General features: G+C 69.7%; 20 protein-coding genes and 2 pseudogenes. 11 read left to right on the forward strand and 11 right to left on the reverse strand.

Annotation, left to right across the window (positions count from 1 at the left end; genetic code table 11):
• Nucleotides 1-8: 8 nt before the first annotated feature.
• A complete protein-coding gene (locus T333_RS06255) occupies nt 9-227 on the reverse strand; it encodes a hypothetical protein (RefSeq protein WP_355000277.1) in 219 nt (72 codons plus the stop codon).
• Between the two features lie 177 nt (nt 228-404).
• Between T333_RS06255 and T333_RS06260 the strand changes: the two genes are divergently transcribed.
• The gene (locus T333_RS06260; RefSeq protein ID WP_496423882.1) at nt 405-1,592 is read left to right on the forward strand and encodes a pyridoxal phosphate-dependent aminotransferase; all 1,188 of its coding nucleotides are present in this window, start codon (nt 405-407) and stop codon (nt 1,590-1,592) included.
• A gap of 144 nt (nt 1,593-1,736) precedes the next feature.
• Here the strand turns inward: T333_RS06260 and T333_RS06265 are convergent, their stop codons facing one another.
• Entirely contained in the window at nt 1,737-2,414 is a 678-nt protein-coding gene (locus tag T333_RS06265; RefSeq protein ID WP_496423883.1) for a CPBP family glutamic-type intramembrane protease, read from the reverse strand.
• 244 nt (nt 2,415-2,658) lie between these two features.
• On the reverse strand, nt 2,659-3,345 hold the full coding sequence (locus T333_RS06270; RefSeq protein ID WP_355000273.1) for a trimeric intracellular cation channel family protein: 687 nt from the start codon (nt 3,343-3,345) through the stop codon (nt 2,659-2,661).
• Nucleotides 3,346-3,393: 48 nt separating this feature from the next.
• On the opposite strand from T333_RS06270, the gene T333_RS06275 reads away from it, so the two are divergent.
• Nucleotides 3,394-3,672 carry a hypothetical protein gene (locus T333_RS06275; protein ID WP_496423884.1) on the forward strand — a complete coding sequence of 93 codons (279 nt, stop codon included), beginning with the start codon at nt 3,394-3,396 and terminating at the stop codon, nt 3,670-3,672.
• A gap of 153 nt (nt 3,673-3,825) precedes the next feature.
• Here T333_RS06275 and T333_RS06280 read toward each other — a convergent pair whose 3' ends face one another.
• A complete protein-coding gene (locus T333_RS06280; RefSeq protein ID WP_496423885.1) occupies nt 3,826-4,470 on the reverse strand; it encodes a LysE family translocator in 645 nt (214 codons plus the stop codon).
• Between the two features lie 351 nt (nt 4,471-4,821).
• On the opposite strand from T333_RS06280, the gene T333_RS06285 reads away from it, so the two are divergent.
• From T333_RS06285 to T333_RS06300, 4 genes are all read left to right on the forward strand, one after another.
• Nucleotides 4,822-6,480 (forward strand): DNA repair helicase XPB, encoded by a 1,659-nt coding sequence (locus T333_RS06285; protein ID WP_355000271.1) that lies wholly within the window; start codon nt 4,822-4,824, stop codon nt 6,478-6,480.
• A 40-nt stretch (nt 6,481-6,520) separates the two neighbouring features.
• The gene (locus tag T333_RS06290; protein WP_355000270.1) at nt 6,521-7,189 is read left to right on the forward strand and encodes a DUF3239 domain-containing protein; all 669 of its coding nucleotides are present in this window, start codon (nt 6,521-6,523) and stop codon (nt 7,187-7,189) included.
• Between the two features lie 57 nt (nt 7,190-7,246).
• The gene (locus T333_RS06295) at nt 7,247-7,885 is read left to right on the forward strand and encodes a LysE family translocator (protein WP_496423886.1); all 639 of its coding nucleotides are present in this window, start codon (nt 7,247-7,249) and stop codon (nt 7,883-7,885) included.
• 69 nt (nt 7,886-7,954) lie between these two features.
• Nucleotides 7,955-9,346, forward strand: coding sequence for a M1 family metallopeptidase (locus tag T333_RS06300; RefSeq protein ID WP_496423887.1), 1,392 nt, complete (start codon nt 7,955-7,957; stop codon nt 9,344-9,346).
• Nucleotides 9,347-9,348: 2 nt separating this feature from the next.
• On the opposite strand, the gene T333_RS06305 is transcribed toward T333_RS06300, so the two are convergent.
• Nucleotides 9,349-10,200, reverse strand: a complete 852-nt coding sequence (locus T333_RS06305) for a hypothetical protein (protein WP_496423888.1) — start codon at nt 10,198-10,200, stop codon at nt 9,349-9,351.
• Nucleotides 10,201-10,492: 292 nt separating this feature from the next.
• Between T333_RS06305 and T333_RS06310 the strand changes: the two genes are divergently transcribed.
• Entirely contained in the window at nt 10,493-11,020 is a 528-nt protein-coding gene (locus T333_RS06310) for an LppU/SCO3897 family protein (protein ID WP_355000266.1), read from the forward strand.
• Here T333_RS06310 and T333_RS06315 read toward each other — a convergent pair whose 3' ends face one another.
• Entirely contained in the window at nt 11,021-13,318 is a 2,298-nt protein-coding gene (locus T333_RS06315) for a helicase-associated domain-containing protein (RefSeq protein ID WP_355000265.1), read from the reverse strand.
• A 226-nt stretch (nt 13,319-13,544) separates the two neighbouring features.
• On the opposite strand from T333_RS06315, the gene T333_RS06320 reads away from it, so the two are divergent.
• Entirely contained in the window at nt 13,545-13,733 is a 189-nt protein-coding gene (locus T333_RS06320; protein WP_067840224.1) for a hypothetical protein, read from the forward strand.
• Between the two features lie 80 nt (nt 13,734-13,813).
• Here T333_RS06320 and T333_RS06325 read toward each other — a convergent pair whose 3' ends face one another.
• A complete protein-coding gene (locus T333_RS06325) occupies nt 13,814-14,449 on the reverse strand; it encodes a resuscitation-promoting factor Rpf1 domain-containing protein (protein ID WP_496423889.1) in 636 nt (211 codons plus the stop codon).
• Nucleotides 14,450-14,827: 378 nt separating this feature from the next.
• Nucleotides 14,828-15,070, reverse strand: a complete 243-nt coding sequence (locus T333_RS06330; protein ID WP_496423890.1) for a hypothetical protein — start codon at nt 15,068-15,070, stop codon at nt 14,828-14,830.
• A gap of 202 nt (nt 15,071-15,272) precedes the next feature.
• Here T333_RS06330 and T333_RS06335 point away from each other — a divergent pair, with 202 nt between their 5' ends.
• Nucleotides 15,273-15,698 carry a cold-shock protein gene (locus T333_RS06335; protein WP_496424155.1) on the forward strand — a complete coding sequence of 142 codons (426 nt, stop codon included), beginning with the start codon at nt 15,273-15,275 and terminating at the stop codon, nt 15,696-15,698.
• Between the two features lie 101 nt (nt 15,699-15,799).
• Here T333_RS06335 and T333_RS06340 read toward each other — a convergent pair whose 3' ends face one another.
• The 3 genes from T333_RS06340 to T333_RS06350 form a co-directional block, all read right to left on the reverse strand.
• Nucleotides 15,800-16,330 carry a DUF2771 domain-containing protein gene (locus T333_RS06340; RefSeq protein WP_355000262.1) on the reverse strand — a complete coding sequence of 177 codons (531 nt, stop codon included), beginning with the start codon at nt 16,328-16,330 and terminating at the stop codon, nt 15,800-15,802.
• Nucleotides 16,327-18,156 (reverse strand): MFS transporter, encoded by a 1,830-nt coding sequence (locus T333_RS06345; RefSeq protein ID WP_496423891.1) that lies wholly within the window; start codon nt 18,154-18,156, stop codon nt 16,327-16,329. Before T333_RS06345 ends, T333_RS06340 begins: the two co-directional genes overlap by 4 nt.
• A gap of 89 nt (nt 18,157-18,245) precedes the next feature.
• Nucleotides 18,246-19,019 (reverse strand): glutaminyl-peptide cyclotransferase, encoded by a 774-nt coding sequence (locus tag T333_RS06350; RefSeq protein WP_496423892.1) that lies wholly within the window; start codon nt 19,017-19,019, stop codon nt 18,246-18,248.
• A gap of 17 nt (nt 19,020-19,036) precedes the next feature.
• Between T333_RS06350 and T333_RS06355 the strand changes: the two are divergent.
• Together T333_RS06355 and T333_RS06360 are read left to right on the forward strand one after the other, a co-directional pair.
• A pseudogene (locus T333_RS06355) lies at nt 19,037-19,867 on the forward strand (DUF3027 domain-containing protein); the annotation flags it as partial.
• A 1,055-nt stretch (nt 19,868-20,922) separates the two neighbouring features.
• Nucleotides 20,923-21,381 (forward strand): annotated as a pseudogene (locus tag T333_RS06360) (sacsin N-terminal ATP-binding-like domain-containing protein); the annotation flags it as partial.
• Between the last annotated feature and the right edge of the window lie 276 nt (nt 21,382-21,657).

Here is a 21,657-nt window from a genome sequence, read left to right on the forward strand (position 1 = left end):
CGGACGGGTCAGGGGGTCGTCGAACCGGTGAACCAGTCGCCCGTCGAGGATCCGGTGCCGCCGTTGCCGGTGGTGGATCCGGTGAACCAGTCGCCGGTCGACGATCCGGTGAACCAATCACCGGTGCCGGCGATCAGATCGTGCGCCACTTCGCGAATCAGACCGAGTACGGTTCCGGCGACCTCCGACGCGGCCGGATGCAGTACGAGGTCGAGATACGAGGCCATGAGCGCCCCTTTCGAGACACCGCCGCGGGGCGGCGGCTTGTGAGATAGAACACGGCGAGGCTAGCTGCCCATGGGAGAACGCACAACAGCGCAGGTAGGAGCATCAAAAAGAAAGTGAAACATAGCCTTTCGCTATCTAATGGCAACAATGGCGATCGCTCCGCTACTCTCCGGGGTATGCCCGCACGCCCCGCGACCGTCGCTCGCCTCCGCCCCTTCGCCGCCACGATCTTCGCCGAGATGACCGAGCTCGCCGTACGGCACGAGGCGGTGAACCTCGGTCAGGGCTTTCCCGACACAGACGGGCCCGCGGGCATGTTGGAGGTGGCCAGGCAGGCCATCGCCGACGGCGTCAACCAGTACCCGCCCGGGCGCGGCATGCCGGTGCTGCGCCGCGCCATCGCGGCCGACCGGGCCCGCCGCTACGGCACCGAATACGACCCGGACACCGAGGTGCTCGTCACCGTCGGCGCGACCGAGGCGGTCAGCGCCGCCATGCTCGGGCTGGTCGAGCCGGGTGAGGAGGTGGTGCTGATCGAGCCGTACTACGACTCCTACGCGGCGGCGATCGCGCTGGCGGGCGCGCAGCGGCGCACGGCTCGGCTGGTGGCCGACGGCGATCGTTTCGTGTTGGATCTGGACAGCCTGCGCGCCGCGATCACCTCGCGGACGCGGATGCTGGTGGTCAACTCGCCGCACAACCCGACCGGCACCGTCCTCGACCGCGCCGATCTGACCGCGATCGCCGAACTGGCCTGCGAGCACGACCTGATCGTGCTCACCGACGAGGTCTACGAGCACCTCGTCTACGACGACAACGAGCACATCAGCCTGGCGACGCTGCCCGGCATGGCCGAGCGGACCGTCGTGGTGTCCAGCGCCGCAAAGACTTTCAGCGTCACCGGCTGGAAGATCGGCTGGGCGTGCGGCCCCGCCTACCTCATCGACGGCGTGCTCGCCGCCAAGCAGTTCCTCACCTTCGTCGGCGGCGGACCGTTCCAGCCCGCTGTCGCGCACGCGCTGACCAACGAGCTCGAATGGGTCGCCTGGTTGCGAGATGTTCTCTCCGACAAGCGCCTTCGCCTCTCCGCCGCCCTCGCCGACGCGGGTTTCGACGTGAAGGTCAGTGGCGGAGGCTATTTCGTCTGCGCCGACCTCAGGCCGACCGGCCGCGCCGACGGACTCGAGTTCTGCCGGGAGATCCCGGAACTGATCGGCGTCGCCGCGGTGCCCGTCAGCGTCTTCGCCGACGACAAGCCCGCGTGGAATCACCTGGTGCGTTTCACCTTCTGCAAGCGCGACGAAACCCTCGACGAGGGCGTGCGGCGTCTGCGCGCGGCCGTCACGATGACCGGCAAACGCTGACCGAAGGTGTCAGGTTTCGATGTGAGGATCGAGACCGTGTCTCGGGTGCCGTCGAGCCGGTGCACGAGCTGATGGCCGAGGCGGCGGGCGAGCGGAACATCTGGATCGTCGGCTCACCTACCGCCTGAGCTGAACTCGGTCGAATCAGCTCGCGCCGTGGTAGAGGAAACCGCCGAGGCCGATGGTGAAGGCGAGGCAGCCGTACAGCGCGTGCTCGACCGACACCACCAGCAGCGAGCCGGTCCGCCGGTACCGGTAGCCGAAGAGCACGCCGCCGACCAAGGTCAGCGCCACAGCGATCCAGTTGCCGAAGATGATGTGCGCGAAGCCGAATGCGGCGGCGTTCGCCGCGACCAACGCCCACCCGGTGCCGAAGGCGGGCGCGTACCGCTGGAACAGGAACTTCCGGAAGATCAGTTCCTGCGGATACACCGAGAACAGCGGATAGAACACCATGACCATCGCCCACAGCAGCGGTTCGGTGCGCGGCAGCTCGAAAAGCCGGTCCGGGCTGAGCACGGCGAGCGCGACACCGATGGCGACGGCGGCGGCGACCCACAGGGCGAGCATCGACGGCAGCACGGCGCGCAGCGAGCGTAAGTGATCGCGGAGCCCGTAGGTGGGCACCCGCTGTTCGCGCAGCCAGAAATGCGCGCCGACGGCGAGCACGATCAGGAACGGAATGGGGCTGCCCGGACTGCCCAGCGCGGCGTAGCCGCCGACCAGCCCGAAGTAGAGCGCGGTGAATTCGACGGCGAGCCAAGTCATTCGGCGGCGATCGCGCGCCGGGGGAAGGTCCTGCCGCAGCTCGGTGGCCGTCACGTTTCCGAGATTACGGGTGGGCGCAGGAGGTCGCCATGTCTCTTTCGGTCCAGCGGCGCTGGGGTCGTTGGGCGTGGGGCGCTGGGTTGGTTGGGCGTGGGGCGCTGGGTTGGTTGGGCGTGGGGCGCTGGGTTGGTTGGGCGCGAGGCGCTGAGTTCATCGGCCGTGGGGCGCTGGGTTCGTTGGGCGCGGGCGCGCGTCGGTTCGGCCCGGGTCGCCATGGCCTTTCGGCTGCGCGTCGTTGTCAGTCGGGAGAGCGATCGAGGCGGCCGGTGTTGCGCCGGGCCTGCGGCGCGTGCCAGCCGTAGCGGCGAGCCAGCAGGCGGAAGGCGATGGCGAGGAAGGCGGCGAGCAGACCGGTCCACGCCCAGTAGGCGTCGAAGTGCAGCAGCGTCGCGGTGGCGGCCGCGCCGAGCAGCGCGGGCACCGCGTACAGCTCTTGGTCCGGGCGCAGCACCCGCGGCACCTCGCCGCCGAGCACGTCGCGGATGACACCGCCGCCGATCGCGGTGACCATGCCGAGCAGCGCGGCCGTCGGCGCGCCGACGCCCTGGGCATAGGCGACCGCGGTACCGGTCACGCAGAACAGGCCGAGCCCGACGGCGTCGAAGACCTCGAGCGGGCCGGTGAGCCGGTGCGACGGGTGCTTGAAGAAGATCACCAGCGCCGTCAGCAGGGACGCGCACAGGTAGGTCAGGTCGGTGAAGGCGGCGGGCGGCGTGCGCCCGATGAGCAGGTCGCGGATGACGCCGCCGCCGAGCGCGGTGCTACAGGCCAGCACCGCCATGCCGAAGACATCCATGTTCTTGCGGACGGCGAGCAGCGCGCCCGAGGCCGCGAACGAGACCACCCCGAGCAACTCGCCCATGCGCTGGGCGGCGTTCACGGCGGAATCCAGCTGCGTGGCCATGACGTCCAACCCGGCGACCATGGAACCGCTCCTTTCACCCCTTCTTCGCTCAGCAGGTTTGCACGTCGGTTGCGCTGTGAGTTCCGCGACACCCGATTGCCGATCGGCGAGCGGTCGCAAACGCGTGGCGATTCGTCCGCCGAATCGTGGCCGCCCAACGTCGCCAAGGCCACCGGCCTGCCGCACCCGATGGGCGTCGTGGTGGTCGCCGACTCGGACGAACCACCGTTGCCCTTCGCTGCCGAGTATCGGGACCGGCTGCTCGAGCTGCATCGGGAGATCGAAACCGAAGGACCGTTCGTCGCCTACTCGGCGCGCGTACTGATCGAGGCCCGAAAACCGGCCTGAGATCAGGCCCGTCGATGCCGTCGGGACGGAGCGGACGTAGCGGTGTGCCCGCCGAGCCGACTCGAGTAAGGCCCGCGCCGAGCGGAACCGGGGACCGCGACGAGCCTGGTCCCGCGCCGGGATGGGACGCGCCGGGGTAGGACGAGCCGCGCCTCAGGCCGGTGCCGGGCGGGCGCGGTCGGTCGCGAGCAGCACCGCGACCGAACCGAGCATCGTGCCCATCACATACCGCTGCGCGCGCAACCACAGTGGCCGACCGGTCAGGAAGCCGGAGATGGAGCTCGCGGCGAGCACGATCAGTCCGTTCACGGTGAGCGCGACGGCGATCTGGATCGAGCCGAGGGACAAGCTCTGGAGCCAGACCAGACCCCGGTCGGGCGCGACGAACTGCGGGATCAGCGCGAGGTACATGATCGCGATCTTCGGATTGAGCAGGTTGGTGATTAGGCCCATGGTGAACAGCCGCCGGGCCGGATCGGCGGGCAGCTCCGAGGGCGCGAACACCGAGACGCCGCCAGGTCGCAGCGCCTGCCAGGCCAGCCACAACAGATACGCCGCCCCGGCCAGCTTCACCGCGAGATACAACCCGGGCACCACCGCGAACACCGCGGTGATACCGGCCGTCGCCGCGGCGAGATACACGCCGAAACCGGCCGCCACCCCGGCCAGCGACACCAGCCCGGCCCGCCGCCCTTGGGATACCGTCCGAGAAACCAGATACATCATGTTGGGCCCGGGTGTGAGCACCATGCCGAGCGCGGCCGCCGCCACCCCGACAATCGCCGCCGTCTCGATCATGCCCCCGATCGTCGCCGACCGCGCCCCACCCCGTCTCGGTCCACTTCGACTCCGCTGGACCCCCACCGTGACCGGCGCAACGGAACAAAACGCCCGTGCCGGACGCTGGTAGATCAGGAGCCGAAGCCGCCGCGCGCACCCACCGCGGCCTGCGGGTTGTCGGTGGCCTCGGGAAGAATGGGCCGAGCAGGCGCACGACCGTGCATGAATGGAATGAGCGCACGTCCGTATTCGGCAGGTGTACTTGTGCGGAGACGGCGCCCAAGCAGACCCTGTCTTCCCGTTGCCAGGCACTCACGCGGAGAAGCACCCTATCTGCGGGTTCACCTGCCCCCGATACGAGGAGAGACTGTGACCGACGGTCCGCTGATCGTTCAGAGTGACAAGACGCTGCTGCTGGAGGTCGACCACGAGTTGGCCGACACGGCGCGTCAGGCCATCGCGCCGTTCGCCGAGCTGGAACGCGCGCCCGAGCACGTGCACACCTACCGGGTGACGCCGCTCGCGCTGTGGAACGCGCGTGCGGCCGGGCACGACGCCGAGCAGGTGGTCGACGCTCTGGTCAGCTACTCCAGGTACGCGGTGCCGCAGCCGCTGCTCGTCGACGTGGTCGACACCATGGCCAGGTACGGCAGGTTGCAGCTGGTGAAGCATCCCGCGCACGGCCTCACCCTGGTCAGCCTGGACCGCGCGGTGCTGGAAGAGGTGCTCCGGCACAAGAAGATCGCCCCGATGCTCGGCGCGCGCATCGATGACGACACCGTGGTGGTGCACCCGTCCGAGCGTGGGCGGATCAAGCAGATGCTGCTCAAGATCGGCTGGCCAGCCGAGGATCTGGCCGGGTACGTCGACGGCGAGGCCCATCCGATCGAGCTGGACTACGCCGGCGGCCACTGGCACCTACGCGACTACCAGCAAATGGCGGCGGACTCGTTCTGGGCGGGCGGCTCTGGCGTCGTGGTGTTGCCGTGCGGCGCGGGCAAGACGATGGTCGGCGCCGCGGCGATGGCCAAGGCCAAGGCGACCACGCTGATCCTGGTGACCAACACCGTCGCGGGCAGGCAGTGGCGGCGCGAGCTGCTGGCCCGCACCTCGCTGACCGAAGACGAGATCGGCGAGTACTCCGGCGAGCGCAAGGAGATCCGGCCGATCACCATCGCGACCTACCAGGTGATCACCCGCCGGACGAAGGGTGAGTACAAGCACCTCGAGCTGTTCGACAGCCGCGACTGGGGCCTGGTCATCTACGACGAGGTGCACCTGCTGCCCGCGCCGGTCTTCCGGATGACCGCGGATCTGCAGTCCCGGCGCAGGCTCGGCCTCACCGCCACCCTGGTGCGCGAGGACGGCCGCGAGGGCGACGTGTTCTCGCTGATCGGCCCGAAGCGCTACGACGCACCGTGGAAGGACATCGAGGCGCAGGGCTGGATCGCCCCGGCCGACTGTATCGAGGTGCGGGTGACGCTCACCGACGCCGAGCGGATGTCATACGCGACCGCCGAGCCGGAGGAGCGCTACAAGCTGTGCTCGACCGCGCGCACCAAAATCGCGGTGGTGGAATCGATTCTGGCCAAGCACAAGGATTCGCCGAGCCTGGTGATCGGCGCGTACCTGGAACAGCTCGACGAATTGGGCGAGCACTTGAACGCGCCGGTGATCCAGGGTTCGACGAAAACCAAAGAGCGCGAAGAGCTTTTCGACGCGTTCCGGCGCGGTGAGATTCCGGTGCTGGTGGTGAGCAAGGTCGCGAATTTCTCCATCGATTTGCCGGAAGCTTCGGTGGCGGTGCAGGTTTCGGGAACTTTCGGTTCGCGCCAGGAGGAGGCGCAGCGGCTGGGCAGGCTGTTGCGTCCCAAGCACGACGGCGGTCAGGCGCATTTCTATTCGGTGGTCGCCCGGGACACGCTGGACGCCGAATACGCCGCGCACCGGCAGCGTTTTCTGGCCGAGCAGGGGTATGCGTATCGCATTACGGATGCCGACGACTTGCTGGGTCCTGCCATCGGATAAGTGGAGGCAAATCCTCCGCAACGTGTGCTAGGAAAGAGACGTGCGACGCTTCGAATTCGCGGTGGACCGCAGGCACGCCCATGCGGTGAACGAAGTGTTCGCCGACCTACGCCGGTTGCGCATCGCCGCGATCGCGGCCGCCGTCATCGCCGCCACCGTGACGGCCTATCTGATCTGGCTGAACCACCCGTGGTCCTATCTGCTGGCGGTCGCCTTCGCGCTCGGCACGGTGACCGCGCTGTGGGTGGCGCTGTGGTCGCCGCACCGGTCGAGCATCGATCGCCTCTACGCCGACGGTGAACTCGTGCCCGCCGTCGTCTCGGAGACCTATCCGACCGGCGTCGTGCTGCTCGCGCTCGTCGACGTGTCGACGCCCGAGGCGACCGATCCGCGCTACGCCTTGGTGATCCGCAAGGTGCGCGATCTGCCAGGGCACGAGAAGCGCGCGGGCGAGCGGGTGCCGTCGGTGGCGATCCGCACCGACCGCGCGCCGCGCCAGGTGGGGGAGCGCTGGCAGTCGGTGAGCGCCATGCCGATCGCCTGGGGGACCAGGGACGACCGGGTCATCGCCAAGGCGCGCGCCGCCATCAGCGAGGTCGAATGGCGGCTGCTCACCGACAATCTCGCGCTCGCCGCGCAGGTGCGCCGCACCTCGGCCAAGCGCCTGCTGCTCGATCCGCAGCAGCTGCCGGACGATCTCGGCAACTGAGCGCGCCGCCTTCGCGCGACACGCCGTGTGCCGTCCGCGGCGAAATACACTGCCGTGATGGTTCCCATGACCAACCTGTTGGCGTTCATGGCCGCAGCCACCCTCATCGTCGTGATCCCCGGCCCCGGTGTGCTGTTCACCGTCGGGCGGGCGCTCGCCCTCGGCAGGCGGGCCGCGCTCATCTCGGCCGTCGGCCACTGCGCGGGCGTGCTGATCTGCCTGGTCTTCGTCGCGATCGGGCTCGGCACCTTGCTCGCCGCCTCGTCGCTCGCGCTCACCGTGGTGAAGTTCGCGGGCGCGCTGTATCTGGTCTACCTGGGCGTGCAGGCGATCCGCGAACGCAAGGCTTTGCGCGACGCGCTCGGCGCGAGCGTGGACACCGGCGCCGACGGCCGCGTCTTCCGGCAGAGCGTGCTCGTCGGCGTGACCAACCCGAAGGGGATCGTGTTCTTCTCCGCCGTGCTCCCGCATTTCATCGATCCGGCGACCGGGTCGCTGCCTTTGCAGTTCGTCGTTCTCGGGACGGTGTTCCTTGCCATCGCGCTGGTGTCCGACAGCGCGTGGGCGTTGCTGGCCGCCTCGGCCCGCAGCTGGTTCGCCAAGTCGCCGCGTAGGCTCGAAGCCGTCGGCGGAGCGGGCGGCGCGATGATCGTCGGACTCGGCGCGTCGGTGGCACTCAGCGGCACCGCGGACTGAACCGGCTACCATCCACCTGCGCGGTACGCCGGTACCGGTATGGGGTGCGGTGAGAGGGGCGGTTGTCGAATGAGGTTGTCCGGCTTGGTAAGTGCCGCGGTCGCCGCGGTCGTGCTGACGGCGGCGGGACCGGCGAACGCCGACCCGTTCGTCGGTGCGCCAGGGCTCGGCGATCCGTACTACCCCATGGACGGCAACGGCGGCTACGACGTCCGCCACTACGACGTCACCATCGATTACGACCCGCCGAGTCGCCTGCTCGACGGCAGCACCCGCATCGACGCCGTCGCGACGCAGGCGTTGCGCGCGTTCAATCTCGACTTCGCCGGGCCGCCCGTGCGGATGGTCTCGGTGAACAACCAGCCCGCCTCCTTCGACCGCAACGGCGAGCACGAACTCACCGTCACCCCGCTGCTGCCGATCCTGCCCGGCTTGCCGTTCACCGTGACCGTCGATTACGCGGGCGAGATGACAAGCACCGTGGGCGAGGGCTGGACCTTCGCGCCGAGCGGCGGCGCGTTCGTCGCCGGTGAGCCGCACTCCGCGACCACCTGGTACCCGCTCAACGACACCCCCTTGGACAAAGCCACCTTCGCGCTGCACGCGACCGTGCCCGCGGAGTGGGAGGTCATGTCCAACGGATACCGCACCCGGAACTCGGTGCATGCCGACAAGCGCACGGTCAGTTGGGAATCGCGCTCTCCGGTCCTCGGCTACCTGACCACCGTCGCGATCGACCACTTCTCCTACCTCGAGCAGCAGCGCGCCAACGGCATGCCGCTGCTGAGCGCCTTCGCCCCCGACGCCGAGCACAACCGCGAGCTCGAGGCGCGGCTGCCCGAGATCCTCGATTTCACCGAGCAGCTCTACGGCCCGTACCCGTTCGACGCGGCGGGCGGCATCTACGTCGACGCCGACATCGTGTTCTCCTTGGAGACCCAGACCCGCCCGATCTACGCGCCGTGGACCGATCTGCAGACCGTGGTGCACGAGATCGCGCACCAGTGGTGGGGTGACGCGGTATCGGTGCGGCAGTGGTCCGACATCTGTCTCAACGAGTGCTTCGCCAGTTACACCGCCGACTACCTGTGGCCGGAGCGGATGGAGGGCAAGGACGTCGACGCCCAGTACCGCGAGACCATCGCGAAGTGGTACGACGAACAGACCTTCTGGGATATCCCGCTGGAAAACCCCGGCGCCGGTTTCGAGTTCACCTCGGTCTACTACCGCGGCCCGCTCTTCCTGCACGCCCTGCGCAAGCAAATCGGCGACGACGTATTCTTCGGCGCGTTGCGGGAATTCCTCGCCCAACACGCCTACGGCAACGCCTCGATGCCCGAGTTCCGCGCGTTCGTGCAGTCGAAGACCGGGACGGATCTGCGCGGATTCTTCGACGCGTGGCTGAACCAGACCGCACCGCCCGCCGACGAGTACCTCTTCCCTGGCGACCTGCGGCTCTGAGCTCAGCCCTCCACGCGCGCCCGCGCCCGTTCCACCCAGCGCCGCACCCGATCGAGTTGCCGCTGCGCCGAACGCAACTCGTCCTGCGCGCCGCGTTCTGCGGTGCGGGCGAACTGTTTCTCCTGTTCGGCGTGCTCGAGCTCGGCGCGCAGCGCGGTGATCCGCTCCTCGATCTCAGTGCGCCGCGCGGCCGTCTCGTCGGCCTCCCGCTGCGCCGAATCCATGGCGGCGTCAGCTGATTCGAGCGCGGCGCGGGCGTCTTCCAGTTCCTGGCGAGCCTCCGCGTCGGGTTCCTCGGTCTTCGGTTCCTTGCCCTTCTGTTCTTTGCGCGCCTGCTTCTTCGCGGAGCCCTTGCCGTCGATCGCGACCAGCTCCGGCCCGGCCGGACCGAATCCCTCGTAGCTCGCGGCGGTGGCCAGCGTGCCGGTGCGCACCTGATCGGCCACCTCCGGGTCGGCGAGGGCCGCGGTCAGGGTCTGGCCTACCTCGCGCAGCACGCCCTCGTTCACCGGCTTGCCCGCCTCGGCGGCCAGCGCCCCCGCCCGTCGGGACAGCGCGTTGACGACCTGCTGCCGCTGGGTGGTCAGCGTGCGCAGCTGGTCGCCGGACAGTTGGCGCTGCGCCGTGCGCAGGGCGTCGCCGAGCCGAAGCAGGGCATCCACTTCGTCGGGTACCGAGCGGGCGAGCAGGTTCACCGTCCACGCGGTGAGGGTCGGTTTGCGCAGCTTGCCGATGGCGGCCGCGAGCTCCTTGTCGCCGGACTCCTTGGCCTCGGCGACCCGTGCGGCGCGCGCCGCGACGAACTCGGAGGGCTCCACTGCGTACAGGTCGCCTGCGACGTCCTCGAGCGTCATACCTGCCAAGCGTAACGACTCGCCGTGCGCCGACGACACAGTCGACGTATTGGACGAACGTCCACCAAGTGGGCGATCTGCGGAAGGCATTGTCAGTGAACTACTTTGGTCTGCAAATGCTCGGTCAACTGCTCCCCCGCGTGCTGGGATTCGCCATCCTCGGGATGTACGGCACCATTCTCTGAACCCGCCCAGGCCGCGCGCCGGACCGAGTTGATGCGGTCACCGCGATCGTGCGGGTATCCTCACCGCGTTCACGCCCGTGAACGTATTCGGTGAGAGAGGTTTTCCCGTGAAGTTCCCAGGAACGAGGCTGCTGGCACGTGTCGTGCTCGCCCTCCTGGCGGTGGCCGCCCTCGCGGTCGCGGTGACCGGCTGTTCGACGATCGACAACGCAACCAAGTCCGACGTGGCCAAGACGAAGGTCGGTGACTGCATCAACATCACCGACAACTCGCCCACCGCCACCAAGGGCGAGCCGGTCGAGTGCTCCTCGCCCAAGGCTGTGTACAAGGTGCACCAGAGCTTCGACCAGAAGACCGAATGCGCGTCGAAGGAGTACACCAGCTACACCGAAGAGCTGGCCAGCGGCGGCACCGCGTTCCTGTGCCTGGCGCCGAACTTCGCGCAGGGCGCCTGCTACAACGACGTCGCGACCTCGCCGTACAAGTGGGTCGACTGCACCTCGACCGAGGCGACCTTCAAGGTCCTGCAGCGCGTCGACGGCCAGACCGACGAACTGCTGTGCGAGAGCGCCACGGAGTTCATCACCGTCTCCGACCCGAAGACCCTGTTCTGCGTAGGCAAGCCCAACAGCTGATCACTCGAGCAGTGCGACCGACGCGATCCGGTGCAACGTGAAGTGCCGGACCGCGCCTGTCACCGGGTCCAGCGCGTCGAGTTGCCCGTTGCCGACTTTCAACGGCTCGACGACGCGCTGGGACGCGACGCCCGAGGCGTCGACGTAGCCGATGTTCACCGGCCGCCGCACCCGTGCCGCCAATTGCAGCAGCGCGAGTGTGGCGGCCGTGCTCGTTCTGGTGCCGTCCGTGCGCACCGACTGACCCGAGCGCGCGCTCGCCGCGCGCTCGCCCGCCCTGAGCTCGGCGACGAGCAGCTCGAGCTGTTCGGTACTCGGCGGCGACGGCCGGTAGGCCTGACGCGCGTTCGGCCGCACCGAGATGCGCGCGCCGCGGGTGCGCAGATCCACGATCGCGCCCGCCGAATCCTCGCCCGCGGGCGCGAATCCGGCCGCACGCAGCTGTTCGAGCACCTCGCCGAGCGGCGCCTGCGAGATCGCCACCGTCGGCGCCACCGCACGCAACGCGAGCGCGCCCGCGACCGGCGCCGCCAGCACCTGCGCGAGCAGCGTCGGATCGTCGCTGCGCACGAACGACTGCGCCATGCCCGCGCGCAGCCTGCCGTGCCTGCGGGCCACGTCATCGATGAGATAGGTCAGCGCCTGCGGGATCGGTGTGCGGGAGTGCGTGGTGAACAGCGTGTGCAGCTCGGCGGCCGTCAGCCCGGCGTCGAGCGCGCGCCGCACCGAGTCCTCGCCGATCCGATAGACCGTTGCCGCGCCCGCTGATTCGACGTCGGCGACGAGCGCGACCCGCTGTTGCAGCTCGGCCGTCAGCGGGCCGGGGGCGATCACCGTCAGGTCGGCCTGCACCAGGACGTGGTCGACCGGGGCGGGCAGCGCCTCCTCCATGGCGGCCTCGGCGTCGGCCGCGCTGGTCACCGCGCCGTGCAGCAGCGCGCGGCCGGGCGAGCCGAGCGCGCCGCGTCCGATCAGACCGACCTCGGCCGCCTCGCGCACGGTGTTCTCGATCGCCTCGCGCCGGAAGTGCCTGCGCCAGCGCGGCTGTCGCCAGGCCAGGATGCGGCCGATGTCGGTGGGGTCGAGCGCGCTGCCGGACGGGAATTCGGCGAGCAGTTCCAGAATGGCGCGCCGGTCCCGTGGCGCGGTCGGGGTGCGCAGCTCCAGGGAGAGTGCGGCCAGCGGTTTGTCGTTGGCGTCGCGCATACCGATCATCCACGGCATCCGGTCCAGATCGAGCCACACCATCGCGAGCACGGTCCAGCGCCGCGCGGCGGGCCCTTCCAGCCAGGCGTCGGCGGCGGGCGTCGGCGCCCAGTAGTCGTCCACCGAGTCGAAATCCGGCGGCGGGTCCGGCTGGCCCTTCTCGATGAGCTTCGCGGCCGCCAGCAGTTCGACGAGCAGGCCTGCTCGCGTCTCATCGATGCCGGTCTGCTTGGCGACCCGGCGCAACTCCCGTACGCCGAGTCCGCCCGCGCGCAGTGCTGGTGCGGGCGTCTGCCCCAGCGCCTCCAGGATGTCGGTGCAATGGCGCAGCAGCTCGCCCACCTCGCCCGCCGCGACGGCGTTGACGTCGGCGGGCGCGTACTTGGCCGGCTCCGGCTTCGGGGGAGTGAGCGCGTGCGGATGGGTGACCGGCTCGCGGCGCAACACCTGGCCGACCGTGATCGGCAGTTCCACGGTCTCGTCGTCGATCCGGTGCAACAGCCTGCGCGCGAGCAGCTGCTGAACCGGACGGTCGGCGGGGGTGCCCGGCGCGGCGTCCTTGGTGCGACCGCGCGGACCGGTGCTCGCCAGTTTCTCCAGCAGGGCGCGTTCGGCGGGGGATACCGCGGCAAGCGCCGTGACGACCTCGGCTTCGGTGAGCGCGTCGGGCAACTCGGTGGTGCTGCCGATCGGCCACGGCAGGGCTTCGGCCGCCGCGGCGCTCGAGTGCAGATCGTCACCGTCGAGCCAGACCAGCGCGCGGGCGGTCAGACGGTCGAGCGACTCCTCGATCGCGGCCTTGGTCGCGCGTCCTTTCAATTGCGCGTGCAGCGCTTTTCGGGTCAGCGGCGTGCCGTCGCCCGGCGCCCTCGAGGCGCCGTGCACGGCAAGCGTTTCCACGATGGCGAAGTCGAGGGTGTTCAGATCGTCGGTGGCGCGCAGCACCGACGCGCGCTGTTCGGCCCTGGCCGCCAGCACCGCCATCGAGGAGGGCAGCGGCACAGCGAGATCGGGCCGCAGCTGCAACAGCCGCACCAGCTGGTCGTCGCTGCGCGCCCCGAGCCACGCGGCAAGGGCACTGGTCAGAGTCATCCGATCCAGCCTAGTGCGATGCCAGGCCGCTCGCCGGACCAGGACACTTTGTTCCGTCGCAGATGCCGATATGCCTGACGCGACGACAGCTTTCGCACGGCCCGGGTAACTCACCGGGGACGGGCTGACGTCACCCTCGTCGCAACCGCCGGCCGCCAACGCTGCTCGGCCCCGCACCTAGGTCTGGCCTGAAACGCGGAGAGGCGGGGGAGCTAGCATGAGGGGCGTGGTGAACAAATCTAAGAAGCCCTATGTCGACAACGGTTGGCCCCAGGTGGCCGATGGTGATCACGCGGTCACCGAGCTCTCCTCGACCCGGTCCGGTGGCCTGTCGCCCTACGGCGAGGACACCGAGTTTCCGGTTCCGGCCGAGCAGCTGGCCTACGTGCACCCGCACACGGTGATCAACCGCTGATCTCGGCCGACCGCGGCCGCAGGTACGAACAAGGCCCCCGCATCCTCGTTGATGCGGGGGCCTTGTTCGTGAAACGAGACTCAGGAGGGCAGCAGGCCCTTGTTCGCCTCGTAGAAGTTCACGACGGCGGGATCCAGCGTGACCCCGTTCGCCTTGGCGGCGTTGAAGAAATCGAGTGCGGGCTGCGGAATCTGCACGCCCTGCTGCTGCACCGCGGCGATCGCGCGGTCGACGGCCTGGAAGATCTCTTGGTTGGCGTCGGCGGCCTGGGCCTGGGCCTGCGGTGCGGACGGCTCGGGGTTCCAGCGCGGAGCCTCCGCGCTGGCCGGAGCGCTGCGCTCGGTCGGGGCGCTCTTCAGCCCCAGCTTGGCCGAGCACGACGGCCAAGCGCCCCAGCCTTGCGAGGCCAGGACCTTTTCGGCGACGACGATCTGCTCTTCGCGGGAGGCCTGGTTGGCGGTGGCCGCGAACTCCTGGCCGCCGTGCGAGTTCCAGGTGCTCGGGGAGAATTGCAGGCCGCCCTGGAAACCGTTGCCGGTGTTGATGCCCCAGTTGCCGCCGGCTTCACACTGTGCGAGGCGATCCCAGTCGGAGTCGGGAGCCGCGCTGGCGTTTCCAGCGAGGGCCACACCTGCGGTGCCGAAGATCGCGCCGGTGACGGCGACCTTGGCTACGGTGCGCCCGGTGGAGGTCGGCTTGCGATGGCGTCCACTCATATCGGGTGTCTTCCTCTCGTCCGCACCTGCGAGGTTTCGCTCGGGTTCGGACTGAGAGGTCGTCCGTCCCGCCCTCGCCCCTGTTATCCGTCGGGGTCCGGTACCCGCGGGGCGAGGTTCGGTGCGGCGGGCCGGTGGTGCCGGGTGTCCCGGCTGGGATAGACCGTACGTCGATCCGCGCGAAAAATCACTATTTGGTAACCGGCGTGTACGCGCGGGTCTCGATGTGGTCTCGGTGGGTGCGTGACCGCTTCCGCGCAGCTAGGAGGCGCGACACGACGCTGCTCTAGCACTGTTGCCCCTCCGTGACCTTCCCGTGATGTGACGAGGATCACACCTTGGAGTGGGTAACGAACCGGTCGGGTACTCAGTTCGCGGTCATCTGGACCGGCGGCCGGACCACAGCGCGAACATCAGCGCGCAGAGGAAGCCGACGGGCGCGAGCATCGCGAGCAGGTACAGCCACAGTCCCGGCAGGCCGTCGGTGAGGATCGGCGTCAGGAAGATCGCGATGACCGCCAGCAATCCGATCGCGAACAGAGCGAGCGCGAGCTTCAACAACCAATCTCCGGAGCGGCGCGGCGAGTCGCTCGGCGGCGGCGGCGCGGAAGGGTTCGTCACCTCTCGACCGTAAAACTGATGTGCTTCGGTTATTGCCACCGGGGTAGACTCGATGACAATCGCGTCCTACAGGCTTGTGGGGCGCGTTCTTTTCGCAAACTGACAGGAGCTGCTCCCGGCGGGAATTCGCCGCGCAGTTTCGAGCAGACGGATGTGCTCGGACCGTCCGGGTCCGGGTGTCGATGATGAACGGGTGAGCGCAGTGCCGACCGGCAGGGTGAAGTGGTACGACGTCGAAAAGGGCTTCGGCTTCCTTTCCCAGGACGAGGGTGAGGACGTCTACGTCCGCTCGTCCGCGCTGCCCGACGGTGTCGAAGGCCTGAAGCCCGGGCAGCGCGTCGAATTCGGCATGGCGGCGGGCCGTCGCGGTCCGCAGGCGCTGAGCCTGAAGCTGCTCGAGGCGTTGCCGTCGGTGCGGCAGGGCCAGGAACGCGATCGCGGCAACCGCAAGGAACCCGCCGGTCCGCGCCGCACGCCCGACGAACTGCACGGGATGGTCGAGGACATGATCACCCTGCTGGAGACCAAGGTGCAGCCGGACCTGCGCAAGGGCCGGTACCCGGATCGCAAGTCCGCGCGCACCATTTCCGAGGTCGTCCGGGCCGTCGCGCGGGAACTCGACCACTGATCGACACAGGTCGATAGCCCCGCGCACGGCCGGAGCGAAGGCGGCGATACGCATTTCGACCGATCCGCCGGGATGCCGTGCGCGCCCGGCGGATCGAGCGGTCAGGCCGTGCGGATCGACCAGGCGGCGTGCGGAACGGTTGTCTCCCTGCCGCTCTCGTCGATCGCGGGCACCGGCAGCTGCAATTCCACACCGATGAGGCGGAGTTCGGGCAGCGGACGCGAATCGATGGTCAGCGCCAGCGTGCCGTCGGGGTAGTCGTTGTGGCTGATGACCCGATCCACGATGTCGCCGTTCGGCAGCGCGTAGACCAGCTGCGCCAGCCACGGTGCCTCCGCGATCGAATGCGGCAGCGACAGTTGCAGCGGGTAGCCCGCGGGCACCTCGAGATCGACGGATTCGCCCTGGCGGCAATTGGATAGGTCGAGCTGGTCGTCGCCGACGATCCGGATGTCGCAGTACTGGTACGGCGGCACCGTGACCGACTTGCCGTACGCGTAGGCGGTGATCTCGGGGTCGTGCTCGGGCGCGTTGCGCACCGCCACGATCACCACGACGGCGGTAACCGCGACTACGAGCGTCAGCGCGACACCGACCAGCGCGGCGACTGTGCGGCCAGAGAGCTTGTTCACCAGATCGGATCTCCCGTTTCTCGTTGGATGCCGTCGCCGTGCGGTTTCCGCGCCGCGGGCACTTCCTGTTCCGCGTGCTGCGGCCGGTTCCCGCCGAAGCCGGGCAACAGCGAATGGCCGCGGTAGCTGACGAAGGTCTGGATCAGTCCGAGCACGAGTATTCCGGAAACGACCGCGAAGCCCTTCCAGTAGTCGGTCGGCAGCAGCACGCCCGCCGCGCCGCCGACCACCCAGCTCAGTTGCAGCACGGTCTCCGAGCGGCCGAAGCCGGAGGCGATCGACTCCGGCGGCAGATCGTCCTGGATCGAGGCGTCCAGCGACACCTTCGCCAGCGCGCTCGCGCCCGCCGCGACCAGGGTCGCGACCGCCGCGCCGAGCAGGTTGTCGGCGAAGATCGCGAACACCGCGACCCCGGTGCACGCGGCGGTGCAGCCGAGCACGATCAGCGAGGGCCTGCCGAGCGCCAGGCGGGCGCCGGTGGCGTTGCCGGTGAAGTTGCCGATCGCGGCGGCCGCGCCGACCACGCCGAGCATCGCCGCCTGTTGCACCGGCCGGTGCTCGGTCGCCTTGGCGACGAACGCCACGTAGAAGGTCAGGAAGCCGGTCAGCACGCGGATGGCGCTGTTGCCCCACAGTCCGGTGACGACGGCGCGCCCGAGCGGCTGCCTGCGTTTGCGCGCGGGCACGGCGGACTGCGCGCCCTCGCGCAGCACCTCGGTGTTCGCGTCGTCGCCGTGATAGCTCAGGGTCGCGGGCACTTCGCCCTCGGTCACCTCCACCCACCGCGGGATGCGCAGACTCAGATAGGCGCCCGCGCCCGCGATGAGGACGGCGAGCACGAGCGCGCCCGTGGAACTCGTGATCGCCGCGACGAGCGCCGCGATGCCGCCCGCGCCGATGGTGCCGCCGACCAGACCGAAGACGGTGAGCCGGGAGTTGGTGCGCACCAAGTCGATATCCGGCGGTAGCACGCGCGGTGTCACGGCGCTCTTGAGCACCGAGAACGACTTGCTGCCGATCATCATGCACAGCGCGAGCGGATAGAGCGCCCACGTGTCGAACTGCAAGATCAGCACCACGGCGAGCACGGCGCGCGCGCCGAACGAGGTGGCGAGTGCCAGCCTGCGGCCGCGCTGCAATCGGTCCAGCAGCGGGCCGATCAGCGGCGCGATCACCGCGAACGGCGCGATGGTGATCAACAGGTACAGCGCGACCTTGGACTTGCTCTCCGCGGTGGCGCTGGCGAAGAACAGCGTGTTGGCCAGCGCCACCGCGATCGCGGCGTCCAGCGCGAAGTTCGCCATGGTGGCGTAGGTCAGCGCGGTGAGGCCGGACTTGTCCGCGCCGTCGGCCTTGGCCGCGCGCTGGAAGGTGGCGATGCCCTTCTCGGTCAGCTCCCGGCCGCGCAGCGCGGCGACCCTGGTGACGGTCAGCTTGCGCGGTGTGCGCTGTTCGGGCGGCGGTGCGGCCGGTTCCGGCTGCGCCGGCTCGGGCGGCAGGTCCGGCGCCTCGAAGCGCTTGGTGTCGGCGGGCCGCCGCGGGAAGACGCGGCGCGAGGTCTTCCGTGTCGGCTCGTCGTCCTGCCCTCGGCGGCCGAGCTCGCGTGTTCGAGCGCGCGGGTCGGGCTCCTGCGGCGTTTTGCGCAATGGGCCGAGCGGACCGCGCTGCGGTGCGTTGCGGCCGGGATCCAGCGGCGGCAGCGGCCTGCGCCGGGCGGGCGCGTTGGGCGGGGGATATCGGTCGTAGCCGGGATGCCGTTCGATCGGCGGCTCCTCGCCATCCCATGGACCACGCTCGGGACCGAAGGGATCGCGCGGAGTAGTCACCACTCAATTCTGTCGTACTACGGCGAGAGGAACGCACCGGCGCTCCTCGTTGCCGGGCAGAAGTGACGTTCCTCGCGTCCCGCCGCGATTCAGGCGGGCACGAAACGGACCTCGAACACGGTCGGCCAGTATTTCCCGGTGATCAGGAAGCGGTCGGTGCCCGGGAGCTGGGCGATGCCGTTGAGCACGTCGGCCTGGGCGCGCTGCTCGCGGGTGAGCAGGTCGGCGGCGTCGGCGACGCCGAGCACTTCGCCGGTGTCCGGGTCGATGCGCAGGATCCGGTTCGTCGGGTAGTCGTTGGCGTAGACGGAACCGTCCGTTGCGCAATCGAGTTCGTTCAGGTGCGCGCCGCTGCGGTTCTTCAAGGTCACCGAACCGGTGGGGGCGAAGGTGGCCGGGTCGCGGAAGGTCAGCGTGTTCGAGCCGTCGCTCATGACCAACCGGCCGTCCCGCGCGCACAGGCCCCAGCCCTCGCCCTGGTAGGCGGCCTCGGCCCGGGTTGCGAGGGTGACCGGGTCGCGCGCGAAAGCGATGCCGTCCTGCCAGGTGAGCTGCCACAGCGTGTCGCCCGCTCTGGCGATGCCCTCGCCGAAATACGGGGCGGGGACTTCGGCGCGGGCCAGTTCGGCGCCGGTCCGCAGATCCGTCGCGCGCACGGTGGAGCGACCACGCAGTCCGGTGCCTTCGTAGAGGACGTCGCCGTGCACCTCGAGGCCCTGGGTGAAGGCTTTCGGATCGTGCGGCCGGGTGCCGACGACCTCTATCCGCAGCCGCGGCGGCTCGGGCTCCTCGGCGCCGCAACCGCACGTCGCGAGCAGACCGACCAGCACACCGATGGCCAACGCACGCCGATTCCGCTCCATACGGCAAAATGTAGGCCGTGAGCGCAGCATCTGTTTCGGAGTCCGACGTCCGGCCGGTCCTTGCCGAAGCCGCGGACCTGGCCCGCCGTGCGCTCCTGGAGTTGGAGCCCTCCGCCGTCGGCGCGCACCTCGGCATCAGCGTCGAGGACGAGAGCGCGGCGACCCACCGTTTCGAGGCCACCCTGCCCGGCTATCGCGGCTGGCAGTGGGCCGTCGTCGTGGCGGCCCCACCCGGCGCCGATCGCGCGACGGTCAGCGAGTCCGCGCTGCTGCCCGGTCCGGACGCCTTGGTCGCGCCCGAATTCGTGCCGTGGGACCAGCGGATCCGGCCGGGCGATCTCGCGCCCGGCGACCTGCTCGCCCCGCCACAGGACGACCCCCGGCTGGTGCCCGGCTACGTGCGCAGCGGCGACCCGGAGGTCGACGAGGTCGCGCTGGAGATCGGCCTCGGCCGCACCAAGGTGCTCAGCGAGGAAGGCCGTATCGAGGCCGCCGAACGCTGGTACTCCGAATACGGCCCCGACACCGAGATGGCCAAGGCCGCGCCGTCCACCTGCGGCAAGTGCGGCTTCTACGTCCCGCTCGCCGGTGCCCTGCGCGCCGCTTTCGGCGTCTGCGGCAACGCGATGGGCGCGGACGGACACGTGGTGCACGTCGAATACGGATGCGGCGCGCATTCCGACGTCGTCGCACCGACGGGCAACGGTTCGCCGCTGTACGAGGCCTACGACGACGCGGCGTTCGATGTGATCGCGCCGGAGGAGTTGGGCAAAGACGCCGAGCGGTCCGTTGCCGAAGAGGTTGCGGACGAAGAGGTTTCCGCTGAAGTGGAGACGGCCGATGCGTCGGTTCCCGCTGGCGAGTCGAGCGCTGAAAGCGTCTCGTCGGTAGGAGAGACGGCCGCCGTGACCGAGGACGGTGCCGGGAGCACTGCTCCATCCGTGTCGGAAGCGGCCGATGCGTCCGAGGCGGCCGCTGTCGACCTGAGCGCCGAAAGCGCCCAGTCGGTGCCGGAAGCCGCCATCGCGATCGAGGACGGCGCTGCCGACGCGAGCGCTGTTAGCGCCCCGTCGGTGCCAGAGGCTGCCGTCACCCCGGAGAACGGCGCTGCCGACGTGAGTGCTGAGACCGTCCGGTCCGAGCCGGAGGCCGTCGCCGCTGAGGCGGACGCCGCCGAGACGAGCGCCGAGGTACACCCGTCGGTGCCCTCGGAGACGGCCGCCGATGTGGATGTGAGCGCTGAGACAGCGCCGTCGGCCGATGCGGGCGAGTCGGGAGTCGAGACCGCGGACGCTGGGCAGGCGGAAGCGACCGGTGCCGAGGCCGCTCTGGCCGAAACGGCTTCGACCGCAACCGAGCTGAGCGCCGATGGTGCCGCCGTGAGCGGTGATGCTCAGGCCGATGCCGTGGTCGACGAGCAGACGGCTGTCGACGGCGAAGCCACGACCGGCGCTGTGGGCGTCGAACAGGCGGAGTCGGAGGCGGTCACCGATGCCGTGGCCAGCAGCGACGAGCGAATCGCTGTCGAGGGTGAAGCCGCGACCGGCGTCGAGGGAGTCGAGCAGGCGGAAGTGGTCGCCGAAGCTGCCGCGACCGGGGCTCAGCCGGAGGCGATCGCCGACGCGACGGCGGCCGAGTCGGCCGTTGCCGATGCGGCGGAACCGTCGACGCCGCGCGACCTCCTCGCCGCGGATGTCGCCGCGGCCGAGGACGAGGCCGAAGGTGCCGCGAACGATGTCGCCGCCGAGTTCGGTTCGAAGACCGACGCGGAGCAGCCGTCGGGTGAAATCGCCACGGTTGACGATGCGGCGGAGGGTGAGACCGACGCGGCTGCGACTGACGTTGCCGCCGAGCCGGGTTCGGCGACCGACGCGGGACCGGAGTCCGGGTCATCGCCGCGGAACTGACGGGCTCGGCCGACCCGTTCGGCACCGAGGGGCTGCGCGCCGCCGTCCTCGCTTCCTGGCGTGATTCGCCGACCCGGCTTCGGGAGGATGCCGCCACCGAGGCGGATCTGGTCCGGGCCGGTTACCGCGATCGCCTGCTGACCGAGCTGGCGCAGAACGCCGCCGACGCCGCGGCCAAAGCGGGTGCCGCGGGTCGGATCTCCGTTCGGCTGGACGGTCGCACGCTGTACATCGCGAACACCGGTGCGCCCTTGGAGCTCTCCGGCGTCCACGCGCTCACCGCCCTGCGCGCTTCCGGAAAGGCCGAGCCGACCTCCGTCGGCCGGTTCGGCGTCGGCTTCACCGCCGTGCTCGCGGTGAGCGACGACATCGAATTCCGTTCCACCACCGGGTCGCTGCACTTCTCCCGCGCCAGGACGCGAGAGGCCCTGCGCGAGTATGGGATAGCTACACCGGGCCTGGTCGCCGATCACCATCGTCAGGCCGACGCGCCGCGCAACCATCCGGCCGTTGCATCGGGCGACGATACTGCCGTTGCGTCGCGCGATGATTCGGCCGTTGCATCGCGCGATGATTCGGCCGTTGTGTCGGGCGATCGTTCGGCCGTTGCGTCGGGCGACGGTACTGCCGTTGCGTCGCGCGATGATTCGGCCGCTGTGTCGGGCGACCGTTCGGCCGTTGCGTCGCGCGATGATTCGGCCGCTGTGTCGGGCGACCGTTCGGCCGTTGTG

The organism is Nocardia sp. CNS-044 (genome assembly GCF_059570515.1).

Bases quoted from the DNA above. Each gene is read 5' to 3' on its own strand.
- T333_RS06255 (WP_355000277.1), bottom strand. From the start codon at position 227: ATGGCCTCGTATCTCGACCTCGTACTGCATCCGGCCGCGTCGGAGGTC.
- T333_RS06260 (WP_496423882.1), top strand. From the start codon at position 405: ATGCCCGCACGCCCCGCGACCGTCGCTCGCCTCCGCCCCTTCGCCGCC.
- T333_RS06270 (WP_355000273.1), bottom strand. From the start codon at position 3,345: ATGGTCGCCGGGTTGGACGTCATGGCCACGCAGCTGGATTCCGCCGTG.
- T333_RS06280 (WP_496423885.1), bottom strand. From the start codon at position 4,470: ATGATCGAGACGGCGGCGATTGTCGGGGTGGCGGCGGCCGCGCTCGGC.
- T333_RS06295 (WP_496423886.1), top strand. From the start codon at position 7,247: ATGGTTCCCATGACCAACCTGTTGGCGTTCATGGCCGCAGCCACCCTC.
- T333_RS06300 (WP_496423887.1), top strand. From the start codon at position 7,955: ATGAGGTTGTCCGGCTTGGTAAGTGCCGCGGTCGCCGCGGTCGTGCTG.
- T333_RS06305 (WP_496423888.1), bottom strand. From the start codon at position 10,200: ATGACGCTCGAGGACGTCGCAGGCGACCTGTACGCAGTGGAGCCCTCC.
- T333_RS06315 (WP_355000265.1), bottom strand. From the start codon at position 13,318: ATGACTCTGACCAGTGCCCTTGCCGCGTGGCTCGGGGCGCGCAGCGAC.
- T333_RS06325 (WP_496423889.1), bottom strand. From the start codon at position 14,449: ATGAGTGGACGCCATCGCAAGCCGACCTCCACCGGGCGCACCGTAGCC.
- T333_RS06350 (WP_496423892.1), bottom strand. From the start codon at position 19,019: ATGGAGCGGAATCGGCGTGCGTTGGCCATCGGTGTGCTGGTCGGTCTG.